Here is a 16,142-nt window from a genome sequence, read left to right on the forward strand (position 1 = left end):
ATGGCTCGAACAACAGTAATCGATTTCACATCAAAAATTAAGATCCCTTTGATAACAACATATGAAATCTAGCGCCTGAATATAGATGCAATAAAAATTAATTTTATAAAACTATTATCTCCGTTCCAAATTTTTCAGTATTTCTCGCCAAAGATAAACTTGACAAACAAATCATCAATGCATACTAAATATCAAAGCATCATACTTGTTCTAAACAACTATTTTTATAACAATCACATATATTTCGTACGCATTCGATAACTATTTTTATCTCTCTTTTTTTGTAACTAAAAAATATCGACCCACACGAAAACGACAAGAATTCTTACAAAAAATCACATGTTATATCTCAATACGTTAGTCATCTTTATTTCTATAAAATATTGACGATTTCCCTATCACCATCTGACTTCAATTCATCCCATACAATCGATTGATTCTGAGCGGAATACACCCAGCGCAGATTGACCTCAACCCCTCAAGATAACCACGCCAGATCAAGCTGTAACCGCCACATTCTTTCTGATAGAATCAGCTGCCTCAACAGAACAAGTGGTATTGAGAGATGTTAGAAAACCGAGAAGCAAACACACAGAAAAAAGTTATCGTCGGCATGTCTGGCGGGGTTGATTCATCCGTTTCAGCTTTTCTTCTCCAGCAACAAGGCTATCAAGTTGAAGGCCTGTTCATGAAAAACTGGGAAGAAGACGATAACGAAGAATACTGTACCGCAGCCGAAGATCTGGCTGATGCTCAGGCTGTTTGCGATAAGTTAGGTATTTATCTTCATACGATCAATTTTGCTGCTGAATACTGGGATAATGTATTCGAATATTTCCTTGCCGAATATCAAGCGGGAAGAACACCAAATCCCGATATTCTGTGCAATAAAGAAATCAAGTTCAAAGCCTTTTTGGAGTTTGCTGAAGAGATTCTCGATGCCGACTACATTGCCATGGGACATTATGTCCGTCGGACATTCCCGTCTGGTCATGACAAGCCACAGATGTTAAGAGGCTTAGACAACAATAAAGATCAGAGTTATTTCCTCTATACCTTAAGCCACGAACAGATTGCTAAAAGCCTGTTCCCGGTCGGTGAGCTGGAAAAACCACAAGTCCGTCAGATCGCTGAAGAACAAGGTTTGATTACCGCGAAAAAGAAAGACTCCACAGGGATCTGCTTTATCGGGGAAAGAAAATTTACTGATTTCTTGTCACGTTATCTTCCTGCTCAGCCGGGTAAGATAGAAACGCCAGAAGGTAAAGTCATCGGTGAACATCAAGGGCTGATGTACCATACACTTGGGCAACGCAAAGGTCTCCATATCGGTGGGCTAAAAGACAGTAGTGAACAACCTTGGTATGTTGCCGAAAAAGATTTACAACGCAATGTGCTGATCGCAGTTCAGGGGACCGATCATCCGCTGTTAAAATCTGAAGGATTGATTGCTGCACAACTACACTGGGTGAATCGTCTCATACCGGAGAATCCGTTTAAATGCACCGTGAAAACGCGCTATCGTCAAACAGATATCCCATGTACTATCATCCCTGCCGATAATGGCAAACTGAAAGTCATCTTTGATGAGCCTCAAATCGCTGTGACACCAGGACAGTCTGCTGTATTCTATCTCGGTGATGTCTGTCTCGGTGGCGGGGTCATCGAGACACGAATTCCATACACCGCATTATAAGATTCAGGAGTTTTACGTGGCGAACACAAACTATGACCGCACCATCGCTTTTGCAGGAATTTGTCAGGCAGCATTTCTGGTACAACAGGTTGCGAAAAACGGTTACTGTGATTCTGACGCCTTTGAAACTTCAATCAAAGCAATTCTGAACATGAATCCAACCAGTACCATTGATGTGTTTGGAAACGAAGCGAACCTTAAAGTCGGGCTTGAATGTCTGACGAAGGGACTGGACAGCACCCCCTCCGGTAGTGAACTGACACGCTATATTATTAGCCTGATGGCCTTGGAGCGTAAACTGAATAATCGTCGGGATGCAATGTCACAACTCGGTGATCGCCTTGAAATGCTCGAACGCCAATCCGCTCACTTCGAGATTCTAGATGAACAGATGATGAGTAATATTGCCAGTGTTTATCTGGATGTTATCAGTCCAATTGGTCCACGCATTCAAGTCACTGGCACCCCATCTGTGTTACAACAAACCTCGAATCAACATAAAGTCCGTGCTTTACTCCTTGCCGGGATCAGAAGTGCAGTTTTATGGCGTCAAGTCGATGGCAAACGCCGTCATCTTATTTTTGGCCGGAAGAAAATGGTCGAACAGGCTAGAATTCTTTTAGCCCGAATTTAAAATATCTCGCGTTCAGGCGAACTAAATTCACTCTCAAATCTAACTCAATATCAATATTCAGGAGAAAAACATGGAACTGTCAGCACTGACTGCTGTTTCACCGGTAGATGGCCGTTACGGAAGTAAAACGATTGCGTTACGCAGTATCTTTAGTGAATATGGCCTCCTAAAGTATCGAACTATCGTTGAAGTCCGTTGGTTACAGAAGCTATCCAGCACCCCCGGCATCCAAGAAGTCCCTGCCTTCAGCCAAGAAGCAAATAATATTCTGAATGAGATTGCAGCCAACTTCAGTGAAGCGGATGCAGAGAGAATCAAAGAGATTGAGCGTACGACCAATCACGATGTAAAAGCGGTTGAGTATTTCCTGAAAGAGAAAGTATCGGCACATCCTGAATTGAATGCGGTGAGCGAGTTTATCCATTTCGCATGTACTTCTGAGGATATCAACAACACTTCTCATGCGCTGATGCTCAAAGAAGCCAGAGAGACCGTGATTCTCCCTGAAATTCGCAAAATTATTGATGCCATTCGGGCGCTGGCAGAAGAATACCGCGATATTCCCCTGCTTTCCCGTACGCATGGTCAACCGGCATCACCAAGTACAATGGGCAAAGAGATGGCCAACGTCGCCTATCGTATGGAGCGTCAGTACCAGCAAATTGCGAATATTGAGATTTTGGCAAAAATTAATGGTGCTGTCGGCAACTACAACGCTCATTTATCAGCTTATCCTGAATTGGACTGGCATCAATTCAGTGAGTCGTTCATCACCGAGTCTCTTGGTGTGAAATGGAACCCATACACAACTCAAATCGAGCCGCACGATTATATCGCTGAACTATTTGATGCGATTGCCCGTTTCAACACCATCTTGATTGATTTTGATCGGGATGTCTGGGGTTATATAGCACTGGGTCACTTCAAACAAAGAACCATTGCGGGTGAAATTGGTTCTTCGACCATGCCACACAAAGTTAACCCGATTGATTTTGAAAACTCAGAAGGCAACCTCGGGTTAGCCAATGCCGTGTTCTCGCATTTGGCACAAAAACTGCCGATTTCACGCTGGCAGCGTGACTTAACCGATTCAACCGTACTCCGTAATCTCGGCGTGGGTGTCGGCTATGCCGTGATTGCGTATAGTTCAACAATGAAAGGCATTAGCAAACTCGAACTCAACCGTGAAGCATTGCTGGCCGAGTTAGACCAAAACTGGGAAGTTCTTGCAGAACCTGTCCAGACCGTGATGCGTCGTTACGGTATCGAAAAACCTTATGAAAAACTGAAAGAACTCACTCGCGGCAAACGCGTTGACGGCGAAGCGATGCGTCAGTTTATTGAGGGGCTCGAGATCCCTGAAGCAGAAAAAGCACGTCTGAAGCAGATGACGCCGGCAAGTTATATCGGTCAGGCTATCGAACTCACGGACAAACTCTAAGTTCGGTGCGACTTCGGTTAAAAAAATTGTCAGAAAAAAGGCTTCCGTCTGGAAGCCTTTTTGATCTGCGAAGTCACTTCACATTACAGTTGACGTAATGCTGCAATTCTTTTTTCCAGTGGTGGATGACTCATCAATAGTTCGGTCAGAGAACGCTTCCCATTGATACCAAATGCCATCATTGAGCCTTCCAGCTGAGACTCGTGGCTCATTCTCAAGCGCTCTAAAGCTGCAATCATTTTCTGTTTACCAACCAGTTGGGCTGCACCGGCATCCGCATGGAATTCCCGATGGCGGCTATACCACATCGTAATCATGCTCGCCAAAATACCAAACACGAGCTCCAAAACGATGGAGACCGCAAAGTAAACCATTGGATTACCACTGTCCCCTTCATCGGAATCCCGAGAAGAGACAATGCCAGCGATAAAACGCGCCATAAAGATGACGAATGTATTAACTACCCCCTGAAGTAGCGTCATGGTCACCATATCGCCATTCGCGACATGACTCATTTCATGGGCCAATACGGCTTCCGCTTCATCCCGGGTCATGTTGTGCAATAGACCGGTAGAAACCGCAATCAATGAATTGTTGCGCTTTGCTCCGGTCGCAAATGCATTCATGTCGGGTGAATCATAAATTGCGACGGTCGGCATACCGACCCCCACCAGCTTTGCCTGACGCTTCACGGTCTCAAATAGCCAGTGTTCAGTCTCATTTCTTGGATTCTCAACCACCATGCCACCGACAGAACGTAATGCGATACCTTTAGACATCAGCAATGAAATCAGTGATCCGCCAAAACCAAACACCGCGGCCAGCACCAGTAAGCCGGATAAACTCCCCGGTCTGATCCCCGTCATGGCATAAACAACATTCAAGACAATACTGAGCACCAATATGACAGCAAGGTTGGTTGCCAAAAATAACAAAATGCGTTTCATGACTCACTCTCCCATGAGAAACATACACAAGTTGACCGCTCGCTGAATTCACGCCGTCACGATCTATTATTGAATTGTTATACAGAGCCGTCCGCCATTTTTATTCGTCGTAAATTTTTGTTCACCACCAAATAAAGCGTACTGACCCATATATCCATAAGTATGGTCGTCTATTTCAAAAACAAGGTGAAGCGGTAAATTGCAACATTTGATGACAACGTCACGCCAACCGGGCTCGGATTGAGCACACCAATGAGCAACACCACTGCAATGCCCGAACGCAGGAACGGTCATCACCCAGTGATAAAAACAGTCCGATAAATTAGACTTTAGTCTTATTGTCAATTTACGGAAAGCCATCTACTTTTAGCGTGTACGATGTCGTTCCATACATGATAAAAAAGGAAACCGTCATGTCAGAAGCTAACAACTATCAAATGGCTATTGATTTATTACGCTGTCATTTGGGCTTGTCCGAGGAAGAAGCGAAACAACAGCTCGGTATAGACCAACCGATATATGAGCAAAAGACACAAAATCAAGTACATACGAAGTCTGCTCAATATACTTATCCGGCAACCCACTAGCGTTTTCTCCCCTAAAGCCGTCATCTTGCAAGATGACGGCTTTGGTTTTTATGAGCCAGCTATCAACTCGTTGCTTGCATTTTCTCGGAACATTTGCCTACCAATCAAGTCTCATCTAAAACCAATAATATTGATATCTGTTGATATTTTTCATTACTATTCAATAAATCACTTGAAGCATACTCAGTAAAACTCATACAATTGATTGAATTTTAGATATTTTATCGATCCGATAGCTCATTATTCGGACAATTTGCCAACCACAACGGATCATAGCGATATAACAATGCTTCGATTAAATACCGAGGAACGGCCACACTGGCGGGATTTAGCTAAAAAATTCGGCTTTGGATTTCATACCGCTTATGGCGAACCTTACTGGGATGAAACGGCCTATTACCAGTTCACACTCAAACAAATCGAAGATGACTTAGAAAAGCCAACCGAAGACATTCATCAAATGTGTCTGGAAGTTGTTGATAGCGTAGTTGGGAATGAATACTGGCTCCGTAAATTCCAAATCCCGGAGCCCATGTGGCAAGGCTTGTATGATTCATGGCAAAAACGTGAGCCGTCCCTGTATTCTCGCGTCGATTTTGCATACAACGGTACGCAACCTGCCAAATTGTATGAAAATAATGCAGATACACCCACCAGCCTTTACGAAACCGCATTCTGGCAGTGGTTATGGCTGGAAGATATGGTCAACCACGGAAAAATCCGCCGCGATGCCGATCAATGTAATTTACTGCAAGAGCTGCTGATCAGCCGCTTTCAACAATTGGCAACCTACCAGCCCGGTCAGACACTTCATCTCTGTTGTTGTAAAGACTCCGTCGAGGATCGCGGCACCGTTCAATATTTGGAAGATTGTGCGCGAGAGGCCGGGCTCTCCACCACTTTTGTTTATGTCGAAGATATTGGGCTAAACACCCAAGGTCAATTCACTGATTTAACCGATAAACCGATCCATTGGATATTTAAACTCTATCCTTGGGAATTCATGTTCCGGGAAGAATACGCAGCCAATATTCAGACAGCTTCGGTCAACTGGTTAGAACCGATGTGGAAGTCAATTATCAGTAACAAAGCATTGCTACCTTTGCTATGGAAAATGTTTCCGAACCATCCGAATCTGTTACCGGCCTACTTTGCCGATGACAAAGATCTGGGCACGCTGAAGGACTATGTGATTAAACCTATTTTTGCCCGGGAAGGGGCAAATATTACCATCGTCCAGAATGGCCGTCAGACGCTCAGAACCGAGGGGCCGTATGGCGATGAGGGCGTGATCTATCAGGCTTATCATCCTTTACCGAAATTCGGACAACACTATACCTTAGTCGGTAGTTGGTTAGTCAATCAGGAAGCGGCAGGCATTTCTATCCGGGAAGATGTTTCGCGGGTCACACAGGATATGTCACGTTATGTGCCACATATTATTATTGACTGACAAAGATAACCACCAAGCTGCGGATATCATCAACTTTTTGACCGATAAAAAATAATGTAGGGGGTTGTTGTTTACCTTTGATAGTGACAAGGTAGCATCAACCATAAATAACAAAATGAAATGCATCAACATTCCAGTCTTTCAGGCTGTCAATCACGGCCTGATCTTTAGTTGATTGTACTTTCAAATACAAGGAGAAACCTATGTGGCAAATTCATGAAATGATGCCCATTCTTCAACACAACGACGATTGGCAAGTTCAAACTCAGGGAGATGCTCTGATTGTAACCAATGCTGACGGTATTCAAGCTTATATTGCAGTTGCTGGTGAACAGATTCTTGCTGAAGTGGTGTTATTTCCAGCCACACATGCCAAAGATCAGGCACAACTCAATGCACTGATTCTAAAAACGCACAAGATGTTCCCCCTTTCAACCATTGCGATTAACGAGATCAATCAGGCAGATTATTACGTGGCTTTCGGCGCGTTGTCATCTCAGTCCAAAGCAGAAAGCATCCTCATTGAGGTTGAAACCCTGTTTCGTAATGTTGAAGCATTTATCGAGTTGTATCAGGAAGAATTAGTCACGGAGTAATATGATGAGTGTCTGGAAAAAATTATTTACCGCGATTAAAGGCGGAGCCAACGAAACAGCAGAAGCGATTGTCGATCAACAAGCACTGCGTATTTTGGATCAAGAAATTCGAGAAGCGAAAGTAGAGTTGAAACGTTCAGATGAAGCACTGGTCGGTATTGTCGCGAAACGTAAGCTGTCCGAACAAAAAATAGCCTCGCTGGAACAAGGGATCGCAGAATACGAAACCCATGCTCGCAATGCGATGGAAAAAGGTTCGCAAGAGCTCGCACTTGAATGTGCTCAAAAAGTTGCCGAACTCAGAAATGAATCTTCCGTGGAAAATAACTATCTCGGAGAGTTTAAGAAATCTGAGCAAGTGATGCGGACCAATATCACGCAGGCGAAAAGTAAGCTCCGCCAATTGGAACAGCAAATCGATGTGGTCAAAGCCAATGAAGCGGTGCAAAAAGCACAAAGTGCTGTTTCAGCGACGAACGTCGGTGCCAACGCAAAAATGCATACTGCCGTTGAATCGCTAGAGCGGATTAAGAAACGTCAGACTGAACGGAGTGCTCAATTAGAAGCCGCCGCAGAAATGGCCGAAGAGAATAGTAACCAAAGTCTGGATCGCAAACTGGCAGAAGCCGGTATTACCGCGGGTGGAACAAGTTCAGCCAATGATGAACTTGAACGTATCCTGAAAGGCGGCCAGTCATAAGGTCACGTTTTTTCACAGAGTGGCAGTTGTGTTGAACAACTGCCACACACCGTGATCCTCACTGCAACAGAACTAAACAATTATGCCTATCTTTATTCAATTAAGACGTTGGATATATACACAAATTACCCAGATGAACGATAAGAATATTATTCTTGCATTTGGTGGTTATCTGCTGATTAGCTGGCTGGGAATGAATGCTATAGGCGAGACAGCAATTACACAATCATTTACCGATTTCGTTTACTATCTCGTCGTGACGTCTTCAACAGTCGGTTATGGTGATTTTTCACCTGTGACCGATGCCGGTAAATGGTTTGTCGCATTGTTTATTATTCCGATCGGACTGGGGATATTTGCCCTGACGGTTGGTCGCGTCGCCACGCTGTTCATTCTGTACTGGAAACGTAGTTTACTTGGCAAACGGAAAATTAAAGTGAATGACCATATTTTAGTATTGGGCTGGAACGAACAACGCACCCTTCACCTGCTCAATATGCTACAACACGAACAAGAGACACCCCATGCAATTGTGCTTTGTGTCCGCCCGGAAATCGAGAACCCTCGTCCCGGAGAAATAGAATTCGTCCGCGTGACCAGCTTCACCGATCAGGCTGGCATGAACCGGGCTGGTGTCCAAAATGCAAGCTGTATCATCATTGATAACCCAGAAGATGATATTACCCTCTCTGCCGCTTTATTCTGTTCGGGCCAAAATCCGAATGCTCATATTCTGGCTTATTTTAATGACGAAGGACTCAGCACGCTCCTGAAACACCACTGTCCGAATGTCGAATGCATTCCTTCTGTGTCGATCGAAATGCTCGCCAAAGCAGCGGTTGATCCGGGCTCAAGTACACTTCATCATGAATTGCTCAGTTCAGAAAAAGGAATGACCCAATATTCAGTTCTCTATCCGGCCGGACAGAGCCAAACATCGCTTGAAGCGTTATTTCTGCAATTCAAGCAGCAATATGAGGCCATTCTGATTGCGGTTGATCGCGGACAAGGGATTGAACTCAACCCGCCACTGAATACATCGATAACCGGTGGTGACAAACTCTTTTATATCGCTGAAAAACGCATTCATCAATTCCGATGGTCTGTTTAACTTCGCTTGAATAAGCGCTCGTTATTCAGCGCATCGTCATGACTTTAATCAAGGTGATACAATGTTTAGCTGGCTGAAGAATAAAGTAACTGATTCACAAACATCTGAGCCGACAGTACCTGAAGTGCTCGGTTTTCGTCTGGGAGGCGCATTTGAGTTTGATGCCCTTAAACTCAAGTTAGTCGAACCAGAATTAATTATCGAAGGCGTCGCACCTACACAACTGATTCAAGCGGTCGGTGAGGTTAAACTGGACGAACAAACTCGTTTACTGCGCTTTTATACCGATGACGATGGTTATGTGCAGGTCTTACAAGAAGGGACGCAAGATGCCGATGTCCGTGAAGTCAAAATGTTTTATTACTATGACACTTCACCAATCGATACCGAAAATCAATGGCAGACGCTTCTTGAAAGTGGCATCGTCAAAGCAGACTGGTCATTAGAAGGTCAGCAATTTCAAAAAGCCTGGGATAATATTGTGCCCGTCGCCATGACAGAAAAAACCTGGCACAAAGATGGCTCAGTGACTGAAACCGACCAGTTTGTCATGGTTTACGAACGTGAGACTGAATCTGGTTATTTTGAAGGCTTGATGGTGGCTGGAGAAGAAGTGATCAATCAGTACAACGCTGAACACTGTCTGGTATTAAGCACTTATTTTGAACTCACCCCGACTGATTTTAAAATCATTGGATAATCATAGCTGTATTAGGAAATATTTATGGAACTTATACGTCATTCACTCCTTGGACTAGGCAATTTTTCACTTTACTTTGTGATATCGCTGGTCTTTCTGATTCTGTTTAAGCTGATCTATGTGCGAATTACTCCTTATGATGAGTGGAAACTGGTCAAAGATGATAAAAATACCGCAGCCGGAATTGCCTTATCCGGTTCAATGATCGGTTTTTCTCTGGCGCTTGCCGGTGCTGCCAGCAACTCGGTAAACCTCGTTGACTTTTGTGTCTGGAGTGTGGTCGCGCTGATTGCCCAGATTGTCGCTTTTCTGGTGGTTCGCTTTGGTTTTATGCCAAAACTCGCTGAGCGCATTGAAGCCGGAGAAATCCCCGCAGCCATTATGATGGCCGCGATGTCTGTCTCTGTCGGTCTGTTAAATGCGGCCTGTATGACCTACTAGGAGCCGGATGATGAAAAGAAGTAAACAAGTTGTTCTGGCACACATGAAGAAAGACTGGCGTTGTGCCGCTTATGCCCCGATTACCGTTGCAATTGCCGGACTTGCGTTGTCCGGTTGTGGTGACAGCGGTAAAGATGCCGTCATTTATAAGAATGTGAATGACTGTATCAACGAAAACCCGAGCTACACCTCTGAATGTAAGGCTGCTTACCAAAATGCTGTGTCAGAATCAGCCCGGACCGCTCCCCGATACAATTCACTCAATGAGTGTATTGCCGATTTTGGTGTTGATATGTGTCGCTCGGATCCAAATCATCACAACTGGTTTATGCCAGCCATGGCTGGATTTATGTTTGCCAGAATGTTAGATGGTCCCCGGTCTTATTATTCACAACCGATGTTCTACTCCGATTACCCTAACAGCCCTTATTACCGTCAATGGCGCAGCGCGAACGGGAATAGTTATGGCAGCTCAAGTTATCGAACCAATCCGGTTAAAATTCATCGCGATCAAATGAAACCTAAGCCAACCGTGACCCGCACAATCTCCCGTGGTGGTTTTGGCTCGACCTCATCAGCCAAATCAAGCTGGGGCAGTTCTTCAAGTCGCAGCTTCGGTTCTTCCAGACGGAGCTGGGGAGGCTAACAGAGCCGCGATGCAAAGTGAGGCGCAAACACAACCCTCACACGATAAAAAATGCCGAGATTTTCTCGGCATTTTTTATCGTGACTGACTGGTGATGAGTTGGTTTAAATCAACAACGGTGCGACATCAATAAACCGTCCCAGCGCCTGACGTTTCGCACTTGGGACATAAGGGATCTCCCCCAGCTTCGGTGCGTTCATTTTCTGTTCCAGCATCTCGATAATATCGGCGTAATGCTCAGTCCCCGGATTAATCCGATTTGCCACCCATCCGATAATCTCCAAACCATCCGCCCGAATGCTTTCTGCAGTCAGCATCGCATGATTCAGACACCCCAACTGGATACCAACCACCAAAACGACAGGCACGCGTTCCTGTTTCACCCAGTCAGACAAACACACCGTATCTGACACTGGCACACGCCAGCCGCCTGCACCTTCAATCACAACAATATCGGAATTGGCTTTATGCTGCGCCAGCTTGTCACTTAAGACTGAAAAGTCGATCGCAACCCCCGCATGTTTCGCGGCAATGTGTGGCGATGTCGCTAATTCGAGTGCATAAGGATTAACATTGTCATAATCACTCTGACAAGTAGAAACCTTAATGAGATGTAACGCATCAGAATTACGAAAACCGGTTTCAGTTTTCTCACATCCTGACGCCACAGGTTTATAACCTATCGTTTTTAAATCCTTGGCAGCAAGTGCCTGTAAGATCGCTTTTGATGCGACCGTTTTACCGACATCCGTATCTGTACCTGCAATAAATAATGCGTCGATCATTGATGAATAACCCCAAAACAAACCTGATAAGTAGCAGGAAGTAGCCCTTCTCGGTTAGCAAATGTTTGATATGCCGCCTCAACCTGAGCAAGCATCCGATGACTGATTGGTCGATTCGTCCGCCCGTCAATATGTGTTGCACCAATGCCTTTTAGATCTTTCATGAGATGCATTGCTGAGTCGTACCAGAGCCTGAACGAAGATAAGTCTATCTGATACGGTGTGCACTCAGCTTGCGCTAACGCAATTTTTACCGCATTCTCAGAGATAAAGCGGTTCACATGTTGGGCGGAATCAACCTTCGCCCAAGCTTGTTCCAGTTCGACAAGAGAGCCGGCAACGAGAATCGAGAAATAGCCCTTCCCGGCCGGTTTAAGAACCCGTTTGATTTCCCGCAACGGAACCGACAACGATTCACACCATTGCAGTGCTAAACTAGAGAACACAATATCCACACTGTGATCGGCCAAAGGCAACGCTTCAGCATCACAGTGGTAGTATTCAAATCCGGACATGCCGCAGCGTTGTCTGGCTTGAGCCAACATATCCTGTGACAGATCAGCACAAATGACCTCAGCGCCTCGCTGACGCATCTGTTCCGAAAAGAACCCTGTTCCACAGCCAAGATCCAAAACAACACAGCCGCGTAAATCCGGTGGTAACTCATTGAGAAGTTGCTGCCCGACGTCACGCTGAAAAGCCGCATGGCGATCATAGCTTTGCGCTGCTTTACCAAATGCTGCGGCAATGCGCGCTTTTCTCCGGGAATCGAACGATGATAAAGAGCGTTGGACCATATCAATATTCACCGATCCGCGCCATTACTTGCTGCAATGTCACTGCCAGTTGACGAACCTGAGCCTCACTGTGCCCCGCCGTCAAGGTCACTCTTAATCTTGCGGTACCTTCCGGCACCGTTGGCGGACGGATTGCACTGACCCAAATCCCCTGTTCCCGCAGTGCGCTCGCCAACTGTAACGTCCGTGCGTTACTGCCTATAATTAGGGGCTGAATGGGGGTTTGTGACAGCGAAGCCGCCGTATGCCAAGCGAGATGGGTATGATATAGCGCCTGCAATTGCCGGAGTTTGTCACGCCGCCACTGATCTTGTTGAATCATCTCAATGGCTCGACTCAGCGCATAAGCTTGTGCCGGCGGAATGGCGGTCGAATAGACATGATGCCGTGCAAACTGAGTCAGATAATCCCCAGTGTCCCGATCACACAGCACCGCAGCGCCAGAGAGACCAAATGCTTTGCCGAATGTCACAACCAGCAGATCGGGGTGAATCCCCGCAGCAGCGCAGCTGCCCATGCCACGCTCACCCAGTACCCCGATGCCATGGGCATCATCAACCATCAAGACTGCTCGATGTTGCACGCAAGTGCTTAATTCAGCGAGCGGTGCACAATCGCCATCCATACTGAACACGCCTTCGGTGACCACGACATTGGTGTGTTCTGCGGACAACAGTGCAGACACATGGGCGACATCATTATGGCGAAAGCGCTTCATCGTGGCTGCTGAAAGTGTACCCGCTTCCATCAGAGAGGCGTGATTCAAGCGATCCTGAAGCAGTAAATCTCCGCGCTGTAGCAGACTCAATAACACCGCTTGATTGGCACTAAACCCGGAATTAAACAAAATCGCCCGCTCATATCCCAACCATTCACACAACATGGCTTCGAGCGTTTGATGCGTCTGATGGAAGCCCGTCACTAACGGTGAGGCACCGCTGCCACATCCGTAACGACTGAGTCCTTCCTGCCATGCCGCAATCAGGGTCGGGTCGGTGGCAAGTCCGAGATAATCGTTACTGGAAAAATTAAGGTATTGATTCCCTTGATGAACAAACTGCGCCCCGTTTTGGCGTGCAAGTGGTATCAGCTCCCGCGTTAATCCTCGCGCTGCGCGCTCAACTAATGCGTGCTTCAAGCGTTGTTTAAATGCCAGCTTCATAGAATAGGTCATCTTTTCCGGGACGCGATGCAACACGTTCAACCACGCGATCCAGTAACTCATTTTCCTCAATCTCGTCCGGTTTCTGTACCACTTGCTGGCGATTAATCCCCAGTTTACGAAACAGTTGCATGTCGCTGTCTTCTGCCGGATTAGGCGTCGTCAGTAATTTACAACCATAGAAAATAGAGTTCGCGCCAGCCATAAAACAGAGCGTCTGCATTTGTTCGTTCATTTGCTCCCGTCCGGCGGACAAACGCACAGCGGACTGGGGCATCATCATGCGCGCAACTGCAATCAAACGAATAAAGTCAAAGGGATCCACATCATCAACGGATTCCAGCGGGGTTCCTTTCACCTTCACCAGCATATTAATCGGCACACTTTCCGGTTGTGTCGGTAGGTTTGCCAGCTCAACCAGCAGTCCGGCGCGATCATTGGTGCTCTCCCCCATGCCGATAATGCCACCGGCGCAGATCTTCATCCCTGCATCCCGGACATGAGCCAGTGTATCAAGACGATCCTGATAAGTTCGGGTGGTGATAATGTTGCCGTAAAACTCAGGGGAGGTATCAAGGTTATGGTTGTAATAATCCAGCCCGGCATGCGCCAGTTCCTGAGCTTGCTCAGCAGTAAGCATTCCCAATGTCATACAGGTTTCCAGCCCCATCTCTTTCACACCGGAAATCATCTGTTTCAACAGTGGCATATCGCGTGCTTTCGGGTTCTTCCATGCGGCTCCCATACAAAAGCGAGTCGAACCGGACGTTTTCGCTTTTTGAGCCGCATCCAATACTCGCTCAACCGCCATCAGACGTTCTTTATCAACATCGGTGCGATAGTGAGCACTTTGCGGGCAATATTTGCAATCCTCAGGGCATGCACCGGTTTTAATCGAAAGCAGTGTACTGACCTGAACATAGTTATGCGGTTGGTAATGACGATGTACTTGCTGGGCTTCAAACAATAAATCCATGAAGGGTTTATTGAGCAAAGATTGCACTTCTGCAACCGTCCAATCATGACGAACTTCCACGGGTATTCCTTTCTTTTTATGCAGACAACTTTTCTTGGCTAGTCTAAACAGAAGCGCTACACTGTCAACAAAATAAAATAAACAAAGTTTACAATAGATTAAAATATGAACAAAATAGATTTGGATTTCGACCAAAATCACATCTGGCACCCTTATACATCGACCCTCTCGCCGCTCGATTGCTATCCGGTCAGTCATGCTGCCGGAAATCAAATTCATCTGGAAAGTGGTGAAACACTGATCGATGGAATGTCTTCTTGGTGGGCGGCGATTCATGGTTACAACCATCCCCGACTGAACGCAGCCGTCACCGAACAGTTGTCACGCATGTCTCATGTGATGTTTGGCGGTCTGACACATCAACCAGCCGTCGGTTTGTGTCAAAAGTTACTGCGATTGGTTCCCCGCTCGCTACAACATGTTTTTCTCGCTGACTCAGGCTCGGTTGCGGTTGAAGTGGCCTTGAAAATGGCGCTTCAATACTGGCATAGTCGCGGAGAATCCCGCCCCCGTTTTTTGACACTCCGTCACGGCTATCACGGGGACACCTTTGCAGCGATGTCAGTCACGGATCCGGACAATTCGATGCATCGTCTGTACCGGGGATTTCTACCGGAACATCTCTTTGCAGACTCGCCACAAACCGGCTTTGATGAACCGTGGAATCCACAGGATATCGACGATTTTCACGCCCGACTTGCACAACATCACCAGACAATCGCCGCCGTCATTCTGGAGCCGATCGTTCAAGGTGCAGGCGGTATGCGGATTTATCATCCTCGCTACTTGCAGGAAGTCAGAAAGCTGTGTGATCAGTTCAATGTATTGCTGATTGCCGATGAGATCGCAACCGGATTTGGCCGGACGGGGAAACTGTTTGCTTGTGAGCACGCAGAGATTGAACCGGATATCCTTTGTGTCGGCAAAGCCCTGACCGGTGGTTACATGACCTTGTCAGCGACTTTAACCACTCGGCACGTTGCTGAGACGGTCTGCTCCGGTGAAGCGCAATGTTTTATGCATGGTCCGACATTTATGGGAAACCCGTTAGCCTGCGCAGTTGCCGAAGCGAGCCTGAGCCTGATTGAAACCGGCGACTGGCAAACTCAAGTACGGCAAATTGAGGATTTTTTTGCAGCCCGTCTGCCGCTGCTTCAACAGTACCAAATGGTCAAGGATGTTCGTTGGCTTGGTGCAATTGGCGTTGTCGAAACCCATCAGACCGTCAGAATGGCAGAAATTCAAGCTCATTTTGTCAGTCAAGGGGTCTGGATTCGTCCTTTTGGCAAATTAATTTACCTGATGCCACCTTACCTTTCGACCCATGATGATCTGGCTCAGTTGGTACAAGCCATTGAACGGGCATTGCAACAACCGACCCTGTTTTTTCAGTGATGTATTGTTTCAAAA

General features: G+C 46.3%; 17 protein-coding genes. 12 read left to right on the top strand and 5 right to left on the bottom strand.

The features are described 5' to 3' along the window. Window positions 1-565 precede the first annotated feature (565 nt). The 3 genes from mnmA (at window position 566) to purB (ending at window position 3,771) form a co-directional block, all read left to right on the top strand. Window positions 566-1,696, top strand: a complete 1,131-nt coding sequence (gene mnmA, locus OCU60_RS10620; protein ID WP_074373417.1) for a tRNA 2-thiouridine(34) synthase MnmA — start codon at window positions 566-568, stop codon at window positions 1,694-1,696. 16 nt (window positions 1,697-1,712) lie between these two features. Continuing rightward, window positions 1,713-2,330, top strand: coding sequence for a high frequency lysogenization protein HflD (gene hflD, locus OCU60_RS10625; protein ID WP_074373416.1), 618 nt, complete (start codon window positions 1,713-1,715; stop codon window positions 2,328-2,330). Window positions 2,331-2,400: 70 nt separating this feature from the next. Further along, window positions 2,401-3,771, top strand: a complete 1,371-nt coding sequence (purB, locus tag OCU60_RS10630) for an adenylosuccinate lyase (protein WP_074373415.1) — start codon at window positions 2,401-2,403, stop codon at window positions 3,769-3,771. Window positions 3,772-3,854: 83 nt separating this feature from the next. On the opposite strand, the gene htpX is transcribed toward purB, so the two are convergent. After that, entirely contained in the window at window positions 3,855-4,718 is an 864-nt protein-coding gene (gene htpX, locus OCU60_RS10635; protein WP_074373414.1) for a protease HtpX, read from the bottom strand. Window positions 4,719-5,131: 413 nt separating this feature from the next. Here htpX and OCU60_RS10640 point away from each other — a divergent pair, with 413 nt between their 5' ends. From OCU60_RS10640 to OCU60_RS10675, 8 genes are all read left to right on the top strand, one after another. Next, complete coding sequence (locus OCU60_RS10640; RefSeq protein ID WP_095533309.1) at window positions 5,132-5,305, top strand: hypothetical protein; 174 nt, start codon at window positions 5,132-5,134, stop codon at window positions 5,303-5,305. Between the two features lie 286 nt (window positions 5,306-5,591). Continuing rightward, window positions 5,592-6,758 carry a glutathionylspermidine synthase family protein gene (locus OCU60_RS10645; protein ID WP_074373413.1) on the top strand — a complete coding sequence of 389 codons (1,167 nt, stop codon included), beginning with the start codon at window positions 5,592-5,594 and terminating at the stop codon, window positions 6,756-6,758. Between the two features lie 203 nt (window positions 6,759-6,961). After that, the gene (locus OCU60_RS10650) at window positions 6,962-7,354 is read left to right on the top strand and encodes a DUF2170 family protein (protein WP_074373412.1); all 393 of its coding nucleotides are present in this window, start codon (window positions 6,962-6,964) and stop codon (window positions 7,352-7,354) included. A gap of 4 nt (window positions 7,355-7,358) precedes the next feature. Beyond that, on the top strand, window positions 7,359-8,054 hold the full coding sequence (locus OCU60_RS10655) for a PspA/IM30 family protein (RefSeq protein ID WP_074373531.1): 696 nt from the start codon (window positions 7,359-7,361) through the stop codon (window positions 8,052-8,054). An 82-nt stretch (window positions 8,055-8,136) separates the two neighbouring features. After that, entirely contained in the window at window positions 8,137-9,165 is a 1,029-nt protein-coding gene (locus OCU60_RS10660) for a potassium channel family protein (RefSeq protein WP_074373411.1), read from the top strand. A gap of 61 nt (window positions 9,166-9,226) precedes the next feature. Next, the gene (locus OCU60_RS10665) at window positions 9,227-9,865 is read left to right on the top strand and encodes a YjfK family protein (RefSeq protein ID WP_074373410.1); all 639 of its coding nucleotides are present in this window, start codon (window positions 9,227-9,229) and stop codon (window positions 9,863-9,865) included. Window positions 9,866-9,889: 24 nt separating this feature from the next. Next, a complete protein-coding gene (locus tag OCU60_RS10670) occupies window positions 9,890-10,306 on the top strand; it encodes a DUF350 domain-containing protein (RefSeq protein WP_074373409.1) in 417 nt (138 codons plus the stop codon). Between the two features lie 7 nt (window positions 10,307-10,313). Next, complete coding sequence (locus OCU60_RS10675; protein WP_228448856.1) at window positions 10,314-10,952, top strand: DUF1190 family protein; 639 nt, start codon at window positions 10,314-10,316, stop codon at window positions 10,950-10,952. Between the two features lie 104 nt (window positions 10,953-11,056). Here the strand turns inward: OCU60_RS10675 and bioD are convergent, their stop codons facing one another. The 4 genes from bioD to bioB are packed head-to-tail and all read right to left on the bottom strand — an operon-like array spanning window position 11,057 to window position 14,732. Next, window positions 11,057-11,737: a dethiobiotin synthase gene (gene bioD / locus OCU60_RS10680; protein ID WP_074373407.1), complete on the bottom strand. Its 681-nt coding sequence runs from the start codon at window positions 11,735-11,737 to the stop codon at window positions 11,057-11,059. Further along, the gene (gene bioC / locus OCU60_RS10685; RefSeq protein ID WP_074373530.1) at window positions 11,734-12,534 is read right to left on the bottom strand and encodes a malonyl-ACP O-methyltransferase BioC; all 801 of its coding nucleotides are present in this window, start codon (window positions 12,532-12,534) and stop codon (window positions 11,734-11,736) included. The genes bioD and bioC overlap by 4 nt, the downstream gene beginning before the upstream one ends. Window position 12,535: 1 nt before the next feature. Beyond that, window positions 12,536-13,696 carry an 8-amino-7-oxononanoate synthase gene (gene bioF / locus OCU60_RS10690; RefSeq protein WP_074373406.1) on the bottom strand — a complete coding sequence of 387 codons (1,161 nt, stop codon included), beginning with the start codon at window positions 13,694-13,696 and terminating at the stop codon, window positions 12,536-12,538. Then, window positions 13,680-14,732, bottom strand: a complete 1,053-nt coding sequence (bioB, locus tag OCU60_RS10695; RefSeq protein WP_074373405.1) for a biotin synthase BioB — start codon at window positions 14,730-14,732, stop codon at window positions 13,680-13,682. The genes bioF and bioB overlap by 17 nt, the downstream gene beginning before the upstream one ends. Window positions 14,733-14,846: 114 nt before the next feature. Here bioB and bioA point away from each other — a divergent pair, with 114 nt between their 5' ends. After that, window positions 14,847-16,127, top strand: coding sequence for an adenosylmethionine--8-amino-7-oxononanoate transaminase (gene bioA / locus OCU60_RS10700; RefSeq protein ID WP_074373529.1), 1,281 nt, complete (start codon window positions 14,847-14,849; stop codon window positions 16,125-16,127). Window positions 16,128-16,142 lie beyond the last annotated feature (15 nt).

It is taken from the genome of Vibrio spartinae (assembly GCF_024347135.1).
GTDB lineage: Bacteria > Pseudomonadota > Gammaproteobacteria > Enterobacterales > Vibrionaceae > Vibrio > Vibrio spartinae.